The organism is Albidovulum sp., assembly GCF_008933605.1.
In the GTDB taxonomy this organism is placed as follows: domain Bacteria; phylum Pseudomonadota; class Alphaproteobacteria; order Rhodobacterales; family Rhodobacteraceae; genus Albidovulum.
The window spans coordinates 1-18,992 of record NZ_WBUS01000061.1 but is presented as its reverse complement, the minus strand read 5'-3'; the positions used below and the strand labels follow the sequence as shown (position 1 = coordinate 18,992).

Genomic DNA, 18,992 nt, shown 5'->3' with positions numbered 1-18,992 from the left:
CAAGGGCGCCACCTCGTGCGGCAGACTGAGGAGGATGTAGCTTGCCGCCCGCGCGCCCGCGTCGCGCGCGGCGGCAAGGATGCGTTCGAGCTCGGGCTCCGTCAGAACCGGGACGAGCGGCGCCACCATCACCCTGACCGGAACGCCCGCCTGCGCGAGCGTCTCGATCACCCGCAGGCGGCGGGCCGGCGTCGGCGCGCGCGGCTCCAGCCGCCGGGCGAGGCCCGCGTCGAGCGTCGTCACCGAGATGCCGACCTGGACGAGCCCGCGCGCGGCCATCGGGCCGAGGAGGTCGAGGTCGCGTTCGATCAGCGTCCCCTTGGTGACGATGCCGAGCGGATGGTTCCAGTCCGAGAGGACCTGGAGCATCCGCCGCATGATCCGATAGCGACCCTCGATCGGCTGGTAGGGGTCGGTGTTGGTGCCGAAGGCAATGGGCGCGCAGAGGTAGGACTTTCGCGCGATCTCGCGGGCGAGCGTCTCGGGCGCCTCGGGGCGGGCGACGAGGCGGGTCTCGAAGTCGAGCCCGGCCGAGAGGCCGAGGTAGGCATGGGTCGGGCGGGCGAAGCAGTAGATGCAGCCGTGCTCGCAGCCGCGGTAGGGGTTCACCGACCGGTCGAAGCCGAGGTCGGGCGAGGAGACCGGGTTGAGGACCGAGCGCGGTCGCTCCTCGCTGACCTCGGTCCTGAGAAGCCGGTCGTCCTCGGGGATGTCCCAGCCGTCGCTGTCGGCCTCCCGCCGGTAGGGTTCGAACCGCCCCGCGGCGTTGCTCGCGGCGCCCCGGGCGCGCAGGCGCAGGAAGGGATCGGGGGGCGGAAGGGTCATGCGGCAAGGCTAGAACATTTGCAGAACATCGCGCAAGGGCCTGCGGACGCGCACGGCGCGATCTTCGTCCGCGTCGCCACCGGCGCCGGCCATGTCGCAATTCGCCAAGTGACATTGGCGATCCCGCCGCAAATACGCTATCAGGACCGTCAGGAGACATGCCCATGGCCGACGACAACGAGATCATCCTGAGCGAGCTCGACGATGAAGAGCTTGTGCTTCAGATGCACGACGACCTCTATGATGGTCTCAAGGAAGAGATCGAGGAGGGCGTGCGCATCCTTCTGGACCGTGGCTGGGCGCCCTACGACGTGCTCACCAAGGCGCTCGTGGCCGGCATGACCATCGTCGGCGCCGACTTCCGCGACGGCATCCTCTTCGTGCCGGAAGTGCTTCTGGCCGCCAACGCGATGAAGGCCGGCATGGCGATCCTGAAGCCTCTCCTGGCTGAAACCGGCGCACCCAAGGTCGGCAAGATGGTGATCGGCACCGTCAAGGGCGACATCCACGACATCGGCAAGAACCTGGTCGGCATGATGATGGAGGGCGCGGGCTTCGAGGTCGTGGACCTCGGCATCAACAACCCGGTCGAGAAATACATCGAGGCGCTGGAGAAGGAAGAGGCCGACATCCTCGGCATGTCCGCGCTCCTGACCACGACGATGCCCTACATGAAGGTCGTGATCGACACGATGAAGGAAAAGGGCATGCGCGAGAACTACATCGTTCTGGTGGGCGGCGCGCCGCTCAACGAGGAGTTCGGCCGGGCGATCGGCGCCGACGCCTATTGCCGGGACGCCGCCGTCGCGGTGCAGACGGCGAAGGACTTCATCGCGCGCAAGCACAACAAGCTCGCCGCCGGCTGAGCCGGATGCCCCACGGGGCTGCCGCCCCGGCGGGGCGGCGGCCCGTTGCAATGCCGGGAACGGACCCCATCTTGAGGGGAAAAGGAATGTCCCGTGCCCCCTGCCCGTCTCGCCCTGATCCTGCTCGCCGTGATCGTCCTCGGCGCGGCGACGGCGCTGCCGATGACCGCGTTGCCGGCGGACCTGCGGCCCTGGCTGGTCCCGGTCCTGTTGATCGCGGCGCTCGCGGGGCGGACGATGGGGAAGTCCCAGTGATCCCCTCCGACGAGGACCTGACCGAACGGGGCCAGGCGCCGAGCCGGACCGGGCGGATCCTCCTGATCGCCTGCGGGGCCCTCGCGCGGGAGATCCTCGACCTGAAGGCGGCGAATGGCTGGAACCATCTCGACCTGACCTGCCTGCCGGCCAACCTGCACCTCTGGCCCGACCGGATCACCGAGGCGGTGGAGGCGACCGTCCTCAAGCACCGGGCGGACTACGACGGCATTTTCGTCGTCTATGCCGACTGCGGCACGGGCGGACGTCTCAAGGAACGCTGCGACGCGCTCGGCGTCGAGATGGTGGCGGGGCCGCACTGCTATTCCTTCTTCGAGGGCAATGCCGCCTTCGCCGCGCGAGAGGAGGCCACCGCCTTCTACCTGACGGACTTTCTCTGCCGGCAGTTCGACGCCTTCGTCTGGCGCCCGATGGGTTTCGATCGGCACCCGGAACTCATCCCGATGATGTTCGGCAACTACGAGAAGCTGGTCTATCAGGCCCAGACCGAGGACCCCGCGCTGGACGCCAAGGCGCGCGACTGCGCGGCGCGGCTCGGCCTTGCCTACGAACGGCGGTTCACCGGATACGGCGACCTCGCGCCGGCGCTCGCGCGGCTCTGACGGGGTTCAGCCCGCGGCCTCGGAGGCAAGCTTCCTCAACCGGCCGACCATCGCGCGAAGCCCGTTCGACCGCTGCGACGAGAGGTGTTCGTCGAGACCGAGCCGGGCAAGTTCGGCCTGCGCCGCCACCGCGGCCGCCTCGGTCACGGAGAGACCCGAGTAGAGCGCATGCAGGATCGCAATGAGCCCGCGGACGATCATGGCGTCGCTGTCGCCCTGGAAGTCGAATCGCGCACCCGGCCCCTTCCCCTCGATCCGGGGCAGGAGCCAGACCTGGCTGGCGCAGCCTTCCACCTTCGTCGCCGGCACTTTCACCGCCTCGTCGAGCGCGGGCATCGCCTTGCCAAGCTCGATCACATGGCGGTAGCGGTCTTCCCAGTCGTCCAGGAAGTCGAAGGTCGCGACGATCTCCTCGAAGGCTTCGGTGGCCATGCTCTGTCTCCGGTTCGTCCTCTTCACCTAGTCGCTCGGCCCGGCAAGGTCCAGTGACGGCCGCTCTTTTCAGCGCGGCCCGAATGGGCTACCCAGTCGGGAGCCTGGGTAGGGAGCGGCCGAAAGATGAAACTGCCTGTCAGCGGACTTCTGATCCTCGCGCTGGTGCTGGCGGGATGCGGCCGCATCCGCGAAAGCCGGATCAACCCGTTCAACTGGTTCGGCCGGTCGCAGCCCGCGACGGTGGCGGTGGCGGAACCGGCCGTGCCGGGCAAGCCCGACGACCCGCGCATCCTCGTGGCGGATGTGACCGAGATGGAGGTGGCGCGCCAGCCAGGCGGGGCGATCGTGCGGGCGGCGGGCCTGCCGCCCACGCAGGGCTGGTGGGACGCGGCCCTCGTCGCCGAAAACCGCGGCGAGCCGGTCGACGGCGTCCTGACCTACCGTTTCGTCGTGGACCAGCCGCGCGGGCCTGCGCGCGTCTCCACGCCGCAATCGCGCGAGGTGACGGCCGCGGCCTACGTTTCCGACATCAAGCTGGCGAACGTCACCCAGATCGTCGTCCTCGGGGCGGCAAACAGCCGGTCGAGCCGGCGCTGAGCGCCCTCAGACGCTCACCACCCTGACCGCGCCGCCCTTCGCCGAAAGCGCGATCTCGCCCTTGCAGAGCCTGAGCGCGTCCTCGCCGAAGACCTCGCCGCGCCAGCCTTTCAGCGCCGCCACGGACCGGTCGCCGGAGGCGAGCGCGTCAAGGTCGGAGGACGTCGCGATGAGCTTCTGCGCGACGCCCGCGCCTTCCGACTTCGCCTTCAGGAGCACGCGCAGGAGGTCGGCCAGCGCCGAATCGACCTGGCCGGGATCGCGCTCGCCATCGACCTTCGGGCAATCCTCGGGCTTCACCGCCAGTCCCGCCGTCACCGCCGCGAGGATGCCCTCGGCGATCTCGGGCTTCCTGCCTTCGCGGAGCAGGAGGCGCGACCGGCCAAGCTCCTCGTGCGTCGTGGGCTTCGTCGAGGCAAGTTCCAGGAGCGCGTCATCCTTGAACACGCGCGAGCGGGGCACGTTGCGCGTCTGGGCGTAGTCCTCGCGGAACCGCGCGAGCTCGCGCACGATGGCCAGGAAGCGGCCCGAGGTGGTGCGGGTCTTGACGCGCAGCCAGGCCTCGCCGGGACGGGTGATGTAGGTTTCGGGGTCGAGCAGGATCGCCAGTTCCTCCTCGACCCATTTCTGCCGGCCGGTGCGGGCAAGTTCCTTGGCGAGGAACTCGTAGATCACGCGGAGGTGGGTCACATCGGCCAGCGCATAGGTCTTCTGCGCCTCCGAAAGCGGCCGGCGCGACCAGTCGGTGAAGCGCGAGGTCTTGTCGAGGTTCGCCCGGGCGATCTTCCTGACCAGCGTCTCGTAGCCGACCTGCTCTCCGAAGCCGCAGACCATTGCGGCGACCTGCGTGTCGAAGAGCGGTGTCGGGAAGACCTTGCCTTCGACGAAGAAGATCTCGAGGTCCTGCCGGGCGGCGTGGAAGACCTTCACCGTCGCCTCGTGGCGGAAGAGGTCGTAGAGCGGTTCCATCGACAGCCGGCCGGCGAGCGGGTCGACCAGAACAGCCTCGCCCTCGGCGCCCGGAAGCGCCATCTGGATCAGGCACAGCTTGGAGTAGTAGGTCCGTTCCCGAAGAAACTCCGTGTCGATCGTGACATAGGGGGCCGCCTTGGCCGCATCGCAGAACCGGGCGAGGTCTTCGGTCGTGGTGATCGTGCGCATCGAATGTCCGTCAGGCGCGGGGGCATCCCGCAGGGATTTCGCCCTCTTAGGCGAGCCGGGGCGGAAAGGAAAGGGCCGGCAGGGCCGCCGCTGGACGCCCGCGGCGCGGCGGGTTCAATTGCCACAGGTGCCGGCGATTTGTGCGGCCGCGCGGACGGTCCTAGAGAAGCACGGGCCTGCGGTCGCCGGCGGCGTAGCGCCGCAAGACGGCCGGGTAGAGGCGGTGTTCCTGCGCGAGCACCCGCCGGGCCAGCGTGTCCACCGTGTCGCCGGGCAGAACCGGCACCCGCGCCTGGCCGAGGATCGGGCCGGCGTCCAGTTCGGGCGTGACCTCGTGGACGGTGCAGCCCGCCTCCGCATCGCCCGCGTCGAGCGCGCGCCGGTGGGTATCGAGGCCCGGGTACTTCGGCAGGAGCGAGGGATGGATGTTCAGCATCCGCCCCCGGAAGCGCTCGACGAAGCCGGGCGTCAGCACCCGCATGAACCCGGCAAGGCAGAGGATGTCGGGCTCTGCCGCGAGGATGGGCTTCAGGAGTTCCGCCTCGAAGCCGGCGCGGTCGCGGCCGAACGGGCGGTGGTCGACGGCGGCGGTTGCCACCCCGAGCTCGCGCGCCCGCGTCAGCCCCGCCGCCGCGGGGTCGTTCGAGGCGACGAGGACCGGGCGCGCGGGGTGGTCGCCGGTCATGCTGCGGACGAGCGCGACCATGTTCGAGCCGCCCCCGGAAATCAGGATGGCGACGCGCCTCACAACAGGCGGCCGCGATAGGCGACCCCCTGCCCCTTCGTGACGTGGCCGATCTCCGTCACGGTCTCGCCCTCGGCCTCGAGCGCGAGCCTCACGTCCGCCACCCGCTCGGGCGCCACCACGGCGATCATGCCGATGCCGCAGTTGAAGGTCTTGAGCAGTTCGGCCTCCGCCATGCCGGCCGTCCCGGCCAGCCAGCGGAAGACCGGCGGCAGGTCCCAGGCCGCGAGGTCGATCTCGGCGCCGAGGCCCTGCGGAAGGACGCGCGGCAGGTTCTCGGTCAGCCCGCCGCCGGTGATGTGGGCGAGCGCATGGACCCCGCCCGCCCGGATCGCGGCGAGTGCCGCGCGCACGTAGAGCCGCGTCGGCGCGAGCAGGTCGCCGCCGAGCGTGCCCGGGCCGAAGGGCGCGGGCGCGGACCAGGAGAGACCGGAGAGTTCCACCACCTTGCGGACGAAGGAATAGCCGTTCGAATGGACCCCGTTCGAGGCGAGGCCGAGAAGCACGTCGCCCTCGCCGACGTCGCGCGGCAGGTCCCGGCCGCGTTCCATCGCGCCCACCGCGAAGCCCGCGAGGTCGAAATCGCCGCCGTGATACATCCCCGGCATCTCGGCCGTCTCGCCGCCGATGAGCGCGCATCCCGACTGCGCGCAGCCCTCGGCGATTCCCTCGATGATGCGGGCGGCCTGATCGACGTCGAGCTTTCCGGTGGCGAAATAGTCGAGGAAGAACAGCGGTTCCGCCCCCTGGCAGACGAGGTCGTTCACGCACATGGCGACAAGGTCGATGCCGATCGTGTCGACGTTGCCGGTGTCGATGGCGATGCGGAGCTTGGTGCCCACCCCGTCGGTCGCGGCGACCAGCACCGGGTCGCGGTAGCCCGCCGCCTTGAGGTCGAAGAGCGCGCCGAACCCGCCGAGGCCCGAGACAGTGCCCGCGCGGTCCGTCCGCCTCGCCGCGGGCTTGATCCGCTCGACGAGGGCGTTGCCCGCGTCGATGTCGACGCCCGCATCGGCATAGGTCAGCCCGGTCTTCTGCCCCGTCATCTCTCGCATCCCCCGTATCGGCCGGCCCGCAGAGGCCCGTTGCGGCGCGGCATACAGGATAAGCGCGGCGGCGACAACGCGCCGGACGACCCCGCCCCGCGCGATTCTTGCGCCCTCCGGGAGGAGCGCGGCATCGGGGTTGACCGGTCCCGCGGTTCTGCTAGTCAGGCTTCGGCCGGGCCCGTAGCTCAATGGTCAGAGCAGGGCGCTCATAACGCCTTGGTTGGGGGTTCAAGTCCCTCCGGGCCTACCATCATATCCCATTGATATAAAAGAAAAGCCTTGCAAAGCAGGGCCTTCTGCCTTTCTGTTGTTACATTTTTGGTTACAAACGGTAGGCGGATTATGGCGGGCATGATCAGGTATCTACTACCTCGCGGCGGGCGTTACTACGCCCGACTCGTGGTCCCGAAGGATCTTCGGCCAGCGGTGGGGAAGACTGAACTTCGCCTGCCACTTGGTGCTGACAAGCGCGAGGCGATCAAGCGCTTGTCCGGTGCGGTCGCGCAGCTTCAGCACCAGATCGCGCTCGCCGAACGCAAGATCGCCGCAACCTCACCCCGATCGCGTCCTGCACGGTATCCGCTCGCGCCCGATCAGATCGCGCTTGCGGATTACCACTGGCGGCTTGAAGGCGACGAACTGGCACGGTCGCATCCGGCCTACTCGTAGATCGGCATCGACGACCGCCTTGTCATGATGCTGCGCAAGGGTATCGCCGGAAGTCTCACCGACGACGAACTCGCTCGGCTTGTCGGGGATCGGATCGACCGCTACCGGCACCTCGGCAACACCGACGCGGAGCGCGGCACAGCTGAGTGGCGCACCCTCGCCCGTGCGCTCTGCATTGCCGAGTATGAAGCATTGGCGCGCGTCGTCGAACGCGACGAAGGCGACTTCACCGGCACACCATCGCACCCGGTTCTCGTCAACGTCACGCCCGCCGAAGAGCATCAGAAGACGGTTAGCCTCAACGAGCTCTGGGCCAACTATGTAAAGGGCCGCACCCAAGCCGGTTTCATGAAGGACAACGGCAAGCGACAGTCGCCGGTCATCAAGAGCCTGTGCGCCTTCCTGAAGCACGACGACGCGAACCGCGTGACGAAGAAAGACCTCTTGGCGTGGCGCGATCACCTGATGACCTCGCTCACCGCCAAGACCGTGAACGATATCTACCTCTCGACTGTTCGCTCCTTGTTCGGATGGGCACATGAGAATGAGCGGCTGACCGAGAACGTGGCGGCGACGGTCAAGCAGCCGAAGCCGCGCAAGGTGCGCAGCCGCGAAAAGGGCTATACCGATGACGAGGCGCTGGCCGTCCTGAATGCGGCCCTGAGCTATCAGCCGAAGCCGAACCAATTCGGCTACGTCCGCGAGACGCCTTAGCACACGGTCGCCAAGCGGTGGGCGCCGATCATCTGTGCCTTCACCGGCGCGCGTATCAGCGAGATCACGCAGCTACGCAAGGAGGAGGTGCGGCAGGAAGGCGACCGGTGGGTGATCCGCATCACGCCCGACGCGGGCACCGTTAAGGCGGGCGACTACCGCGACGTGCCGCTTCACCGGCAGATCGTGGAACTCGGCTTCTTCGACTATGTGAAGGCCGCTGCCCCCGGCCCCCTATTCCACAACGCGACCTAACCGGAGAAATTCGCCACGGCGGCAAGCAGCGTGTCGGACGAAATATCGAAGTGGCTACGGCGGTCGATGATTGATCCAGATCACGGCGGACATCGCCCGCCTATGCGCAGATGCGCATGAACTGGAGTGGCCCAGATGATCGTTGCTGTCCTTTCCGCCCTGGCCGAGCCGACCCGTCTCGCGGCGATGCATCTCCTTGCGGACGGGTCGGAGCATTGTGTCTGCGAACTGATGCGGAAGCTGGGCGCCACCCAAAGCCGGATGTCGCGACACATGCAGGTGTTGAAGCAGGCAGGGCTCGTGGTGGATCGCCGTGAAGCGCAATGGGTGCGCTACCGGATCAACCCGGAACTAACGCCGCCCCTTGCACGCCTGGTCGAAGCCGCGCTGGAGCGGCAGATCATGGTCACGGAGTCAGTCGGATGAGCGTGTTCGGCTGGCTGAACGACCAGTTCCTGCGCATGACCTGGCTCAATGATCTGGTGGGACAGGGCGTGGTAGCGCTCGGCCTCGACCCATCCTCGCGGCTTGGCGGGTCGGTGCAGTTCTTCGTCTATGATGTGATCAAGATATTCCTTCTGCTGTCCATCCTGATCTTCGCGATCTCCTATGTGCAAAGCCATTTCCCGCCGGAGCGGACGCGCGCCATTCTGGGCGGGCGCTCCGGCCTTGGCGCCAACACGCTGGCGGCCCTTCTGGGCACGCTGACGCCCTTCTGTTCCTGCTCGTCCATCCCATTGTTCATCGGCTTCACTGCGGCGGGACTGCCGCTGGCGGTGACCTTCTCGTTCCTGATCTCCTCGCCGCTCGTGGACCTCGCCTCGGTGATCCTGCTGGCGTCGATCTTCAGTTGGCCCATCGCGATGGCCTATGTGGCCGTCGGGCTGGTCGTTGCCATCGTCGGGGGCACAGTGATCGGGCGCCTCGGGATGGAGGGTCAAGTCGCGGATTTTGTCCGCACCGTCCCCGTCACCGGCGAGGCCACAACGATGACCCTGTCAGAGCGGATGGTCTACGCCAAGGATCAGGTGGTCGAAATCGTCCACCGCGTCTGGCTCTATGTGCTGATCGGCGTCGGCATCGGGGCGGCGATCCACAACTGGGTGCCCGCCGACGTCATCTCCGCCCTGCTCGGTCAGGACAAGTGGTGGTCCGTCCCGGTGGCGGTGCTGGTGGGCATCCCCATGTATGCCGACATCTTCGGCACCCTGCCGATTGCCGAGGCGCTGGTGGGCAAGGGCGTGGGACTTGGCACGGTGCTGGCCTTCATGATGGCGGTGACCGCTCTGTCACTGCCTTCCCTGATCATGCTCAAGCGCGTGGTCAGGATGCCGCTCCTCGTCACCTTCACGGGCGTAGTGACGGCCGGCATTCTGTCAATCGGGCTGATCTTCAACGCTGTCACACACTGGTTCATCTGAGAAAGGAAAGGGCATGAAAATCAAGATCCTCGGGTCGGGCTGCAAGAAATGCATTACCCTGGGCGAAAACGCCAAGGCCGCAGCGGCAGCGGCCGGAATGGAGGCCGAGATCGTCAAGGTCACCGATTTCGCCGAGATCGCGGCCTATGGCGTGATGTCTACACCCGGCCTTGTCGTGGATGAAAAGGTCGTCTCGACCGGCAAGGTCCTGACCTCCGACGAGATCAGAAACCTCCTCTGATGGAATACCGCGTCCACGCCCGCCGGATCGATGCCCACGGCAGCCTGGCTGTCGCCAAGGAGGCCGAGATCACGCTCGACACCGATCTTGCGGGTCGGCGCGATGCGATGAACCCGGTCGAACTCCTGCTGTCGGCACTCGCCGCCTGCATGCTGAAGGGGATCGAGCGGGTGACGCCGATGCTGCATTTCCAGATCGACGGCGCCGAGGTGCGGCTTGAGGCCGTGCGGCAGGACGCGCCGCCCAAGCTGAACCTGATCCGCTACGAGATCATTGTGGACAGCGCCGAGACCGATCAGCGCCTCGATCTCCTTCATCGCAACGTTCTGAAATACGGCACGATCTCGAACACGCTCGCATCTGCCCTGCAGCTCGTGGGAAGCCTGCGCCGACAGACGTAAGCAGCCTGCTAGACCGGGAACCTGCCGCGCGTGCGATTGGCGAAGGCGACGAGGGACAGCATCACCGGAACCTCGACGAGCACGCCGACGACCGTGGCAAGCGCGGCGCCGGAGTTCAGGCCGAAGAGACCGATTGCGACAGCCACCGCCAGTTCGAAGAAGTTCGACGTGCCGATCAGCGCGCAAGGCGCCGCCACCTTGTGCGGCAGCCGCCAGGCCCACGCCCAGGCGTAGCCAAGGGCAAAGATGCCGTAGGACTGGATCAGGATCGGCACGCCGATCAGCGCGATCAGAAAAGGCTGGGCGAGGATCACCTGACCCTGGAAGCCGAACAGCAGCACGACGGTCAGCAGGAGCCCCAGGACGGAGGCGGGCTTGATACGCGCCGTGAAATCCGACACTGCACGCTCGCCCCCGCGAGCCGTCAGGGCCCGCCGCGTCAGCGACCCTGCGATCAACGGGATGACAATGTAGAGAACCACCGACAGGATGAGCGTCTCCCACGGCACGCTTACTTCCGCGACACCCAGCAGAAAGGCGACGATCGGCGCGAAGGCCACAACCATGATGAGGTCGTTCACCGATACCTGCACCAGCGTGTAGTTCGGATCGCCCTTGGTCAGTTGCGACCAGACGAAGACCATCGCCGTGCAGGGGGCCGCGCCGAGCAGGATGAGGCCCGCGATGTATTCGGGCGCTTTCACCGGGTCGATCAGCCCGGCGAACAGGTAGTTGAAGAACAGGACGCCGAGCGCCGCCATGGTGAAGGGCTTGATCAGCCAGTTGATCGCCAGCGTGATGATCAGCCCCTTCGGCCGCCGCCCGACATCCTTCAGCGAGCCAAAGTCGATTGCGATCATCATCGGATAGACCATCGCCCAGATGAGCGCCGCCACCACGAGGTTGACCGAGGCGTATTCCAGGGATGCCAAGGCAGCGAACACGCCGGGAAGAAGATTCCCGAGCGCGACGCCCGCCACGATGCAAAGGGCGACCCAAAGCGAAAGCCAGCGTTCGAACAGGGTCATGCGATCTCCCTTCCGGATCCCGAAAGGATCGCCTTTTCCATCCGGGCGCAAGGGCTCCCGAGAAGGTGGCCAGGGACCGATCGAACGCAGGGCGCGGAGCGTGGCAGGTCCGCGGCTCGCAGATATGCAACGCTTCGGTGCCGAGAGCGCGCAAGTGAGTGCTTTCCACGCGAAACAGAACGCGTCTATCGTCGATCTGCGATTTGCCCCGAGATCGAACAGCCGCATCACGCGGCGGCGAGGCAAATCCCTGAGGGGGCGGCCGCGTTCTGGGAGGATACAATGCACACCACGCGCCGCATGATGATGCTCGGCGGGGTCGCGCTTGCGGCTCCATGGGCGCGGGCGCAAGCGTCTTCGCCCTTCCGCTTCGCCCTGACACCGGTCTTTCTCGATAACGATGCGGCCGTCATCGCAGCACTGAAGTCGGCGCTCGCCTCCGGTATGGGCCAGGACATCGAACTCGTCCAACGGCGGACCTACCAGGAAATCTCCGGCGCGCTTCTTGACGGATCGGTCGACGTCGCCTGGACCTGCGGTTATCCCTACCTTCAACACCGGTCCGAACTTTCGCTTCTTGGTGTCCCGATCTGGAAGGGGCGCCCTCTCTACCAGTCCTACCTGATCGTCGCGCCGGATGATCCTGCGGCCGGCCTCACGGACCTGAGTGGGGGAACGCATGCCTTTTCCGATCCGGACAGCAACTCCGGTTATCTTGTCACCGCGTCTGACCTCGCACGGCTAGGCGAAACTCCCGACAGGTTCTTCTCGCGCGTGATCTTCACCTACGGGCACCGCAACGTCGTGCGGGCCGTGGCCGGGGGCCTGACCCGCTCCGGCAGCGTCGATGGCTACGTCTGGGATGCCCTGAGCGCCGCCGAACCCGAACTGACGGCGCGCACCAGGGTCATCGCCCGGTCCGAGTGGCTGGGATTCCCGCCCTTCGTGGCGCGCACCGACCGCATTGCAGACCCATCGGTGAGGGCATGCGGCTCGGCACTTCTCGGCCTGTCCGACACGGTCGAGGGCCGCACGGCGCTGCAACTGCTGTATCTCGATGGTGTTGCTCCGCCGAACGACACGCTCTTCGATGGCATTGCCGCGCGCATGGCCGTCCTGGTGGGCGGATGACCCGTCTTCCGCGCTTCCGCGACTTGCCCGTCACGCTGCGCGTGCCCCTCGTCACGGCGGCGATGATGATCCTCCTCGGTATCGTGGCGAGCCAGGGCGTACTCGCGGCTCTTGGCCGGGTCCAGGTCGCGCGGCTGTCCGAGATCGCACGGCTGCATGTCGAGGGGCTGTCCGTGGCGCTTGGTCCGTCGGTCCTGCGTCAGGACGTCTGGGAGGTCTACGACATTCTCGACCGCGCCCGGTCCACCTACGACGGACAGCGGCTTCTCCTCTCGGTCGTCGCCGACGAACGCGGGCGCGTGCTGGCCGCGACGGACCCGCGCCGCGCGCCCGTCGGCGAGGATGTCGCAAGGTTCGAGGAAGGCGCGGTCTCCCCCGACACGCTCCGCATGACCGGAGAGCCCGCGTTGCGGGTGATCGCGCCGCTGCTCTATCAGGGCCGCGAGGTCGGACGCATCGTCACCGAACTTGACGTGACGGACCTTCTGGCCGAACGCCGGAGCATCGCCTTGTGGTTGCTGGTCGGCAATGCCGTCGCGACGGCCCTTCTCACGTTCGGCGGATGGCTTGCCGTCGCCCGGATCCTTCGCCCGGTCGGAACGCTGGTGCAGGCCATGGACGACTCGAAAGGAACACCGCGGCCCGTCGCCGAAGCCGACATCCCCCGTGGCGACCCGGGACTCTCCAGATTGATCGACACCTACAACCGGATGACCAGCGCGGTCGAACAGCGCGCCGAGGCCGAACGCCGGCTGGCCGAGCGCGAGCGGTTCGTCAGCCTCGGCCGCCTGTCGTCATCTTTGGCACACGAGGTCAACAATCCCCTGGGCGGCCTCCTGAACGCCGCTGACACGATCAGGACATACGCCGACCGGCCCGACGTCGTGCGGCAATCGGCCGAATTGATGCAGCGCGGCCTTTCGCACCTGCGCGAGGTGACACGCGCGATCCTTCACCAGAACCGTCTCGACCGCGCTGGACAGCGGCTCGGACCCGAGGACTTCGAGGACCTCCGCCTGCTCTTCGAGCCGGAGGCCTTGAGCCGCAAACAGACGCTCGACTGGCAGATCGAGGCCGCGTCCGCCGTGCTCGCCACCCAGCCGGCGGCCCAGGTCCGGCAGATCGTCCTCAATCTGCTCCTGAATGCCGGGGCGGCCGCCGGACAGGGCGGCAAGGTGAGCCTGAAGGTCGTGAACGGCGACGATCGCCTCTCGCTTTCGATCGCCGACGACGGTCCCGGCCTCGGCAGCTCCAACCTCGCGCGGCTCATGGCCTCGGGCCCCCTGCCGTCGGGCGGCGGCGTGGGTCTGCGCCTCGTCCACGACCTCGTGGCCGGCCTCGACGGGCGGATCCATCATCAACGGACCGGCAACGAGACCATCATCCGCGTCGAACTGCCGACCGGAGGACGCGGGCATGCTTGAAGGCCGGCGCATCGTCCTCGTCGAGGACGACGAGATCATGGGGGCCTCGCTTCTCCAGCGCCTGACGATCGAAGGCGCCGAGGTCCAGTGGCACCGCCAGGTGGCGCGGGCGCTTCCCGCGATCCGCACGCCCCGGAAGCCTCTGGACGCGGTCATATGCGACATCCGCCTGCCCGACGGCACCGGCGAGGAGCTCTATGACACGCTGACCCGGACCGGTCACCCGCCGCCCTTCCTCTTCATTACCGGCCAGGGCGGTATCGACCAGGCGGTGCGCCTCATCCGGTCGGGGGCGGCGGACTACATCGCCAAGCCTTTCGAGATTGCGGCCTTCCTGGAGCGCCTCGTCCTCGTCATGCGACCGAGCGTGGACCGGGATTTGCCGGCGAAGACCGGCGTTTCCGATGCGGCCCGTGCGGTAGACCGCCGGATCCGCGCGGCCGCAAGCCACGACTGGCCCCTGCTGATCCGCGGCGCCACGGGACTTGGCAAGCTTCGCCTCGCGCAACAGGTGCATGAACACAGCGACCGTCGCGCGGCGCCCGTGGTCGTCGTGAACGCCATGCGCGCGGCCGTCGATGTGGACACGCTGCGTCGGTCCATCGCCGATGTCGGCGAGGGATCGCTGATCGTCGTAGGGGTCGGGCGCCTCAGCCTGGCAGCGCAGGCCGATCTTGTCGAACGCCAGACAGATCCGCGATTCCGGCTGATCTCGACCGCCGGACTTCACATCGAGGAGAAGGTCGCAGCCGGCATGTTCCGCGCCGACCTTCTCCCGATCCTTCAGTCGCATGAGGTGGTGGTGCCCTCGCTGGTCGATCGCCCGGAGGATGCGGTCTGGCTCGCATCACAACTGTTCCCGGGGCTCAATGCGCGCCGGGACTCGCCCCTCGCGGGAATCGCCGCGAGCGCCGAGGAAGCGATCCGGGCGCATGACTGGCCAGGCAATGGACGGGAACTCCGTGCGCGGCTGATCCGCGCCGTCGAGGCCGCGGAGGGCGAACACGTCCTCGCCTCGGACCTGTTCCCCGAACGGGCCAGGAACGACGGGCTCAGGTCGCTCGCCGAAGTTCGGGACGCGGCGGAACGGGCGCAGATCATGGCCGCGCTGGAGCGCACCGGCGGCCAAATCGGCGAAGCAGCACGTCTCCTGCGCGTATCGCGGACCACGCTCTGGGAGAAGATGCAGAAGCTCGGCGTTTGAGGTTCGCACGTTGTTCGGAAATCCGAACGTCGAAATTTGTCCAGGAAAACCAGTGATTTGCCGCGCCGCAGCAACGGAATCGCACCCGTCGCGGGGGCGTGCCTTGGCCTGTTAGCCTTCTGAGAGCAAGAACCAGGGAGGATCCGAGCCATGAAATGCAACAAGCTGGTCGATGTCGGCCGCCGGCAATTCCTGCGCGGCGGCGTCATGAGTGCGGCCGGCGCAGCCGCCGCCACCATCGTCGCCCCCGCACCGGCGAAAGCACAGTCGCTCGCCCGCGTCGACTACCCGTCAAACCGCTTGGCGAACCTGTCCGAGCTCAAGCCGAACGAGCCCATGGATATCGCCTATCCCGATGCCGACAGCCCCGGGGTGCTGCTGAAACTTGGCAGTGCCGTCGAAGGCGGAGTCGGCCCCGACGGCGATGTCGTCGCCTTCTCGGTTCTCTGCCCGCACAAGGGCTGGCAACTGTCCTACAACGCCGGCGACAAGACACTGAACTGTCCCGGCCATTTCAGCCGGTTCGACTGCGAGGCGGGCGGCCAGCAGACTTGGGGCCACGCCACCCAGAACCTGCCGCAGTTCATGCTGCGCATCGACGACAAGGGCGACATCTTCGCTGAAGGGGTGGACGAGCTGATCTACGGCCGTCTGTCCAACATGCTGGCCTGAGGGAGGGAGCGATGGCTTACAAACGTCAGATCGACCGTCTGCCGATCATCCCGGCCGGTGCCAGGGAACAGAACGTCACCTGCCACTACTGCATCGTTGGCTGCGGTTACAGGGCCTACACCTGGCCGGTCAACCGTCAGGGATCGGCGCAATCGAACTGGTCGGGCGAGGACCTGAGCCAGCAGCAGCCGATGGAGACGGACGCCTGGTATGCGCCGTCCATGTATAACGTCGTGAAGCAGAACGGCCAGGACGTGCATCTGGTCATCAAGCCCGACCATGACTGCGTGGTGAATGCGGGCCTAGGCTCGGTGCGGGGCGCGCGCATGGCCGAGAACCGCCGTTCCGACATCTATGGCACCCAGCAGCAGCGCCTGACCGACCCGCTCGTCTGGCGCTACGGCACCTGGCAGCCCACGACCTGGGACGATGCGCTGGATCTGGTGGCGCGGGTGACCGCACGAGTGATCGACAAGGAGAACGAGGACGACCTCTTCGTCTCGATGTTCGACCACGGCGGTTCGGCGGGCGGCTACGAGAACACCTGGGGCACCGGCAAGCTCTACTTCGGCTCGATGAAGGTCAAACACTGCCGCATCCACAATCGCCCGGCCTACAACTCCGAGGTTCATTCCAGCCGCGATATGGGCGTGGATGAACTGAACTACGGCTACGGCGACTACGAGGTGACGGACACAATCTTCCTCGTTGGCGCGAACCCGATCGAGACGCAGACGAACCTCTTTCTCAACCACATGATGCCGGGGATGCGGAGCGGCGCGCGCGTGCTGGTCGTCGATCCGCGCCGGACCGTCACGATCAACGCCTGCGAGGAGGTCGCGGGGGCGGAGAACGTCTTGCACCTGCAGATCAACTCGGGCACGGACCTCGCGCTCTTCAATGCGCTCTTCACCCATATCGCCGACCAGGGCTGGGTGGATGCCGACTTCATCGCCAAGTCCACCTTCGCAGAGGGCATCGCTGTCCCCGAGGACGAGGCGCATCCGGCGAACCTCGGTTCGTTCGAGGCCGCGCGCGAGGCCTGTCGGATCTCCACGGCAGAGGCCGCCGAAATCTGCGGCGTGGCCGAGGCCGACATCGTCAAGGCGGCAGAGTGGATCGCCAGGCCGAAGGATGACGGCTCGCGGCGCAAGTGCGTGACTGCGTATGAGAAGGGCATCATCTGGGGCAACGACAACTACCGCACCATCGGCGCGCTGCTGAACATCGCCTTGGCGACCGGGAATGTCGGACGCGAAGGCGGCGGCTGCTGTCGTCTGGGCGGCCACCAGGAAGGCTACTACCGCCCGTCGGATGCTCATGTCGGCCGCCCCGCCCCCTACATTGACCAGCTCCTGATCGCTGGGCGCGGCAAGGTGCATCACATCTGGGCGAACGACCACTACAAGACGACGCTGAACGCCTCTGCCTTCAAGCGGGAATACAACCGCCGAACCAACATGGTGAAAGAGGCGATGGATGCCCGTGCCGGTGCAACGCGCGAAGAGATGGTCGATGCCATCGTCGCCGCGATCAACGCGGGCGGGCTCTTCTCGGTCAACGTGGACATCATCCACAGCCAGATCGGCCAGCAGGCGCACGTGATCCTTCCGGCGGTCGAGTCGGGCGAGATGAACCTGACCTCGATGAACGGCGAACGCCGGCTCCGGCTAACCGAGAAATACATGGATGGCCCCGGCCAGGCGCTACCCGATTGCCTCATCGCCGCGCGGCTCGCCAACGCGCTCGAACGTGTCCTGCGGGAGGAGGGACGGAACGACTACGCAGACCAGTTCAAGGGCTACGACTGGCAGACCGAGGAAGACGCCTTCATGGACGGCTACCACCAGGGCAACCCCGAGGTGACCTATGAACGCCTGCGCACCATGGGCAACAACGGGGTGCAGGAACCGGTCAAGGGCTTCGAGAACGGCCAGCTCGTCGGCACGCCCCGGCTCTACGAGGACGGCGTCTTTACCCGTCACGGCCGCGAGGACGGCAAGGCGCTCTTCATGGCGGGGGGCTGGCGCGGCCTCGAAGCGCCCGGAAAGGCGCAGCAGAAGGCGAACCACCGGTTCCTCATCAACAACGGCCGGTCGAACATCAACTGGCAGAACTGGTTCCTCGATCAGGACAACGACTTCGTGTCCGACCGCTTCCCCCTGCCCTACCTCCAGATCAACCCCGAGGATGCGGCCGAACTGGGCCTGAAGAACGGTGACATGGCCGAGGTCTACAACGACGTCGGCGCGACGCAGGCGATGGTCTACATCGAACCCACGGCGCGCCGGAACGAGACCTTCATGCTGTTCGGGGCGCCCTCGGGCACCCAGGGCAACGTGATCAACGCCGGCACGAACACCCTGATCCTGCCGAACTACAAGCAGACCTGGGCCAACATCCGCAAGATCGCGGACGCAAGCCCTGCAACGGCGAAGTTGAGCTTCAAGTCGTGGGAGGTCGAACTCTAGGACCTGTTGCAAACCCTCTGCCCGGGGCGCGCGAGCCTGCCGCGCGCGCCTCGGGCTCAGGCGGCGATAGCCGAACCGGCGTCGTTCTGACGACAGCTCGCGCAACCGGCTTCGCAGGCCGGCGTCGTCCGGGCGGCTGGAGCGGTAGCGATGGACACGCGGGTCGATGCCCACCAGGCGGCAGGCACGTCGCTGCGAATAGCCCTTCTCGGTCATGGCCCAGGTCACGGCAGATCTCCTTGAACTGGGCCTCAGAAGTTTTTTCCGAGCATCTCGCGCAGCATCGAGACATCCATCACCGACTCCGCCAGGAGCCGCTTCAGCTTCGCATTCTCGTCCTCGAGCTGCTTCAGCCGCTTCGCCTCGCTGACGTCCATGCCGCCATACTTCGAGCGCCAGTTGTAGAAGGTCGCATCGCTGATCCCGTGCTTCCGGCACAGCTCTGCGGCGCTCAGCCCCGCCTGATACTCCTTTAGGACGCCGATAATCTGCTCTTCCGTGAACCTGCTGCGTTTCATGTCCGTCTCCTTCTCTGGAGAACAGACTAACCTCAAAGTGCAGATGTTTCAGGGGAGGAGGTCACATGCAGTCATGGCATCGGCGGTTTGAGTAACACCGAGGTTCATCTTGAAGTTCGGTGGAAAGAAGCTGGCGGGTTCCGCAGTCTAAGGACTTGAACAGGTAAGGCGCTCGGAACCCTCCGGGCCCACCAGAACCCCGTCCTGTCACCGCTCCGGACCCAGGAGCCCCGCCGGCGCGCGCCGCGGGCGCCCCGACTTGCGGGGCGCCGGGCAGGCCCGTTACG

The 18,992-nt window shown here is 66.8% G+C and carries 22 protein-coding genes, 1 tRNA gene and 1 pseudogene; 17 read left to right on the top strand and 7 right to left on the bottom strand.

Going from position 1 to position 18,992, the window contains the following annotated elements:
• A partial coding sequence (locus F9K34_RS09990) for a PA0069 family radical SAM protein (RefSeq protein WP_291336817.1) occupies positions 1-825 on the bottom strand: 825 nt, incomplete at its 3' end.
• 164 nt (positions 826-989) lie between these two features.
• On the opposite strand from F9K34_RS09990, the gene F9K34_RS09985 reads away from it, so the two are divergent.
• The 3 genes from F9K34_RS09985 to F9K34_RS09975 all read left to right on the top strand — a co-directional run bounded on the left by F9K34_RS09985 (position 990) and on the right by F9K34_RS09975 (position 2,569).
• Positions 990-1,691 carry a corrinoid protein gene (locus F9K34_RS09985; RefSeq protein ID WP_291336816.1) on the top strand — a complete coding sequence of 234 codons (702 nt, stop codon included), beginning with the start codon at positions 990-992 and terminating at the stop codon, positions 1,689-1,691.
• A gap of 93 nt (positions 1,692-1,784) precedes the next feature.
• On the top strand, positions 1,785-1,946 hold the full coding sequence (locus F9K34_RS09980) for a hypothetical protein (RefSeq protein WP_291336815.1): 162 nt from the start codon (positions 1,785-1,787) through the stop codon (positions 1,944-1,946).
• Positions 1,943-2,569, top strand: a complete 627-nt coding sequence (locus F9K34_RS09975; protein ID WP_291336814.1) for a DUF1638 domain-containing protein — start codon at positions 1,943-1,945, stop codon at positions 2,567-2,569. The genes F9K34_RS09980 and F9K34_RS09975 overlap by 4 nt, the downstream gene beginning before the upstream one ends.
• A 6-nt stretch (positions 2,570-2,575) precedes the next feature.
• Here F9K34_RS09975 and F9K34_RS09970 read toward each other — a convergent pair whose 3' ends face one another.
• Positions 2,576-3,001, bottom strand: a complete 426-nt coding sequence (locus F9K34_RS09970) for a SufE family protein (RefSeq protein ID WP_291336813.1) — start codon at positions 2,999-3,001, stop codon at positions 2,576-2,578.
• Positions 3,002-3,127: 126 nt separating this feature from the next.
• Here F9K34_RS09970 and F9K34_RS09965 point away from each other — a divergent pair, with 126 nt between their 5' ends.
• On the top strand, positions 3,128-3,601 hold the full coding sequence (locus F9K34_RS09965; protein ID WP_291336812.1) for a hypothetical protein: 474 nt from the start codon (positions 3,128-3,130) through the stop codon (positions 3,599-3,601).
• 6 nt (positions 3,602-3,607) lie between these two features.
• On the opposite strand, the gene rnd is transcribed toward F9K34_RS09965, so the two are convergent.
• The 3 genes from rnd to purM all read right to left on the bottom strand — a co-directional run bounded on the left by rnd (position 3,608) and on the right by purM (position 6,553).
• On the bottom strand, positions 3,608-4,762 hold the full coding sequence (rnd, locus tag F9K34_RS09960; RefSeq protein WP_291336811.1) for a ribonuclease D: 1,155 nt from the start codon (positions 4,760-4,762) through the stop codon (positions 3,608-3,610).
• A gap of 160 nt (positions 4,763-4,922) precedes the next feature.
• The gene (gene purN, locus F9K34_RS09955; protein ID WP_291336810.1) at positions 4,923-5,510 is read right to left on the bottom strand and encodes a phosphoribosylglycinamide formyltransferase; all 588 of its coding nucleotides are present in this window, start codon (positions 5,508-5,510) and stop codon (positions 4,923-4,925) included.
• On the bottom strand, positions 5,507-6,553 hold the full coding sequence (gene purM, locus F9K34_RS09950) for a phosphoribosylformylglycinamidine cyclo-ligase (protein WP_291336809.1): 1,047 nt from the start codon (positions 6,551-6,553) through the stop codon (positions 5,507-5,509). The genes purN and purM overlap by 4 nt, the downstream gene beginning before the upstream one ends.
• A gap of 177 nt (positions 6,554-6,730) precedes the next feature.
• Here purM and F9K34_RS09945 point away from each other — a divergent pair.
• The 8 genes from F9K34_RS09945 (at position 6,731) to F9K34_RS09910 (ending at position 10,257) form a co-directional block, all read left to right on the top strand.
• Positions 6,731-6,806, top strand: a tRNA-Ile gene (locus F9K34_RS09945).
• 92 nt (positions 6,807-6,898) lie between these two features.
• Complete coding sequence (locus F9K34_RS09940; RefSeq protein WP_366557854.1) at positions 6,899-7,225, top strand: DUF6538 domain-containing protein; 327 nt, start codon at positions 6,899-6,901, stop codon at positions 7,223-7,225.
• Between the two features lie 24 nt (positions 7,226-7,249).
• Positions 7,250-7,939, top strand: a complete 690-nt coding sequence (locus F9K34_RS09935; RefSeq protein ID WP_291336807.1) for a hypothetical protein — start codon at positions 7,250-7,252, stop codon at positions 7,937-7,939.
• 87 nt (positions 7,940-8,026) lie between these two features.
• Positions 8,027-8,194 carry a hypothetical protein gene (locus F9K34_RS09930; RefSeq protein WP_291336806.1) on the top strand — a complete coding sequence of 56 codons (168 nt, stop codon included), beginning with the start codon at positions 8,027-8,029 and terminating at the stop codon, positions 8,192-8,194.
• A 135-nt stretch (positions 8,195-8,329) separates the two neighbouring features.
• Complete coding sequence (locus F9K34_RS09925) at positions 8,330-8,620, top strand: ArsR/SmtB family transcription factor (RefSeq protein ID WP_291336805.1); 291 nt, start codon at positions 8,330-8,332, stop codon at positions 8,618-8,620.
• Positions 8,617-9,615, top strand: coding sequence for a permease (locus tag F9K34_RS09920; protein WP_291336804.1), 999 nt, complete (start codon positions 8,617-8,619; stop codon positions 9,613-9,615). The genes F9K34_RS09925 and F9K34_RS09920 overlap by 4 nt, the downstream gene beginning before the upstream one ends.
• 13 nt (positions 9,616-9,628) lie before the next feature.
• Entirely contained in the window at positions 9,629-9,856 is a 228-nt protein-coding gene (locus F9K34_RS09915) for a thioredoxin family protein (RefSeq protein WP_291336803.1), read from the top strand.
• Positions 9,856-10,257, top strand: a complete 402-nt coding sequence (locus tag F9K34_RS09910; RefSeq protein ID WP_291336802.1) for an OsmC family protein — start codon at positions 9,856-9,858, stop codon at positions 10,255-10,257. The genes F9K34_RS09915 and F9K34_RS09910 overlap by 1 nt, the downstream gene beginning before the upstream one ends.
• Positions 10,258-10,265: 8 nt before the next feature.
• On the opposite strand, the gene arsB is transcribed toward F9K34_RS09910, so the two are convergent.
• Positions 10,266-11,285, bottom strand: a complete 1,020-nt coding sequence (gene arsB / locus F9K34_RS09905) for an ACR3 family arsenite efflux transporter (protein WP_291336801.1) — start codon at positions 11,283-11,285, stop codon at positions 10,266-10,268.
• A gap of 282 nt (positions 11,286-11,567) precedes the next feature.
• Here arsB and F9K34_RS09900 point away from each other — a divergent pair, with 282 nt between their 5' ends.
• The 5 genes from F9K34_RS09900 to F9K34_RS09880 all read left to right on the top strand — a co-directional run bounded on the left by F9K34_RS09900 (position 11,568) and on the right by F9K34_RS09880 (position 18,187).
• Positions 11,568-12,416 (top strand): substrate-binding domain-containing protein, encoded by an 849-nt coding sequence (locus F9K34_RS09900; protein ID WP_291336800.1) that lies wholly within the window; start codon positions 11,568-11,570, stop codon positions 12,414-12,416.
• Positions 12,413-13,840: a sensor histidine kinase gene (locus F9K34_RS09895; protein WP_291336799.1), complete on the top strand. Its 1,428-nt coding sequence runs from the start codon at positions 12,413-12,415 to the stop codon at positions 13,838-13,840. Before F9K34_RS09900 ends, F9K34_RS09895 begins: the two co-directional genes overlap by 4 nt.
• A complete protein-coding gene (locus F9K34_RS09890; protein ID WP_291336798.1) occupies positions 13,833-15,044 on the top strand; it encodes a sigma-54-dependent transcriptional regulator in 1,212 nt (403 codons plus the stop codon). The genes F9K34_RS09895 and F9K34_RS09890 overlap by 8 nt, the downstream gene beginning before the upstream one ends.
• A gap of 150 nt (positions 15,045-15,194) precedes the next feature.
• Positions 15,195-15,716, top strand: coding sequence for an arsenate reductase (azurin) small subunit (locus F9K34_RS09885; RefSeq protein WP_291336797.1), 522 nt, complete (start codon positions 15,195-15,197; stop codon positions 15,714-15,716).
• 11 nt (positions 15,717-15,727) lie between these two features.
• On the top strand, positions 15,728-18,187 hold the full coding sequence (locus F9K34_RS09880; RefSeq protein WP_291336796.1) for an arsenate reductase (azurin) large subunit: 2,460 nt from the start codon (positions 15,728-15,730) through the stop codon (positions 18,185-18,187).
• A gap of 57 nt (positions 18,188-18,244) precedes the next feature.
• Here the strand turns inward: F9K34_RS09880 and F9K34_RS09875 are convergent.
• Positions 18,245-18,705: pseudogene (locus F9K34_RS09875) on the bottom strand (transposase); the annotation flags it as partial.
• Positions 18,706-18,992: the final 287 nt, after the last annotated feature.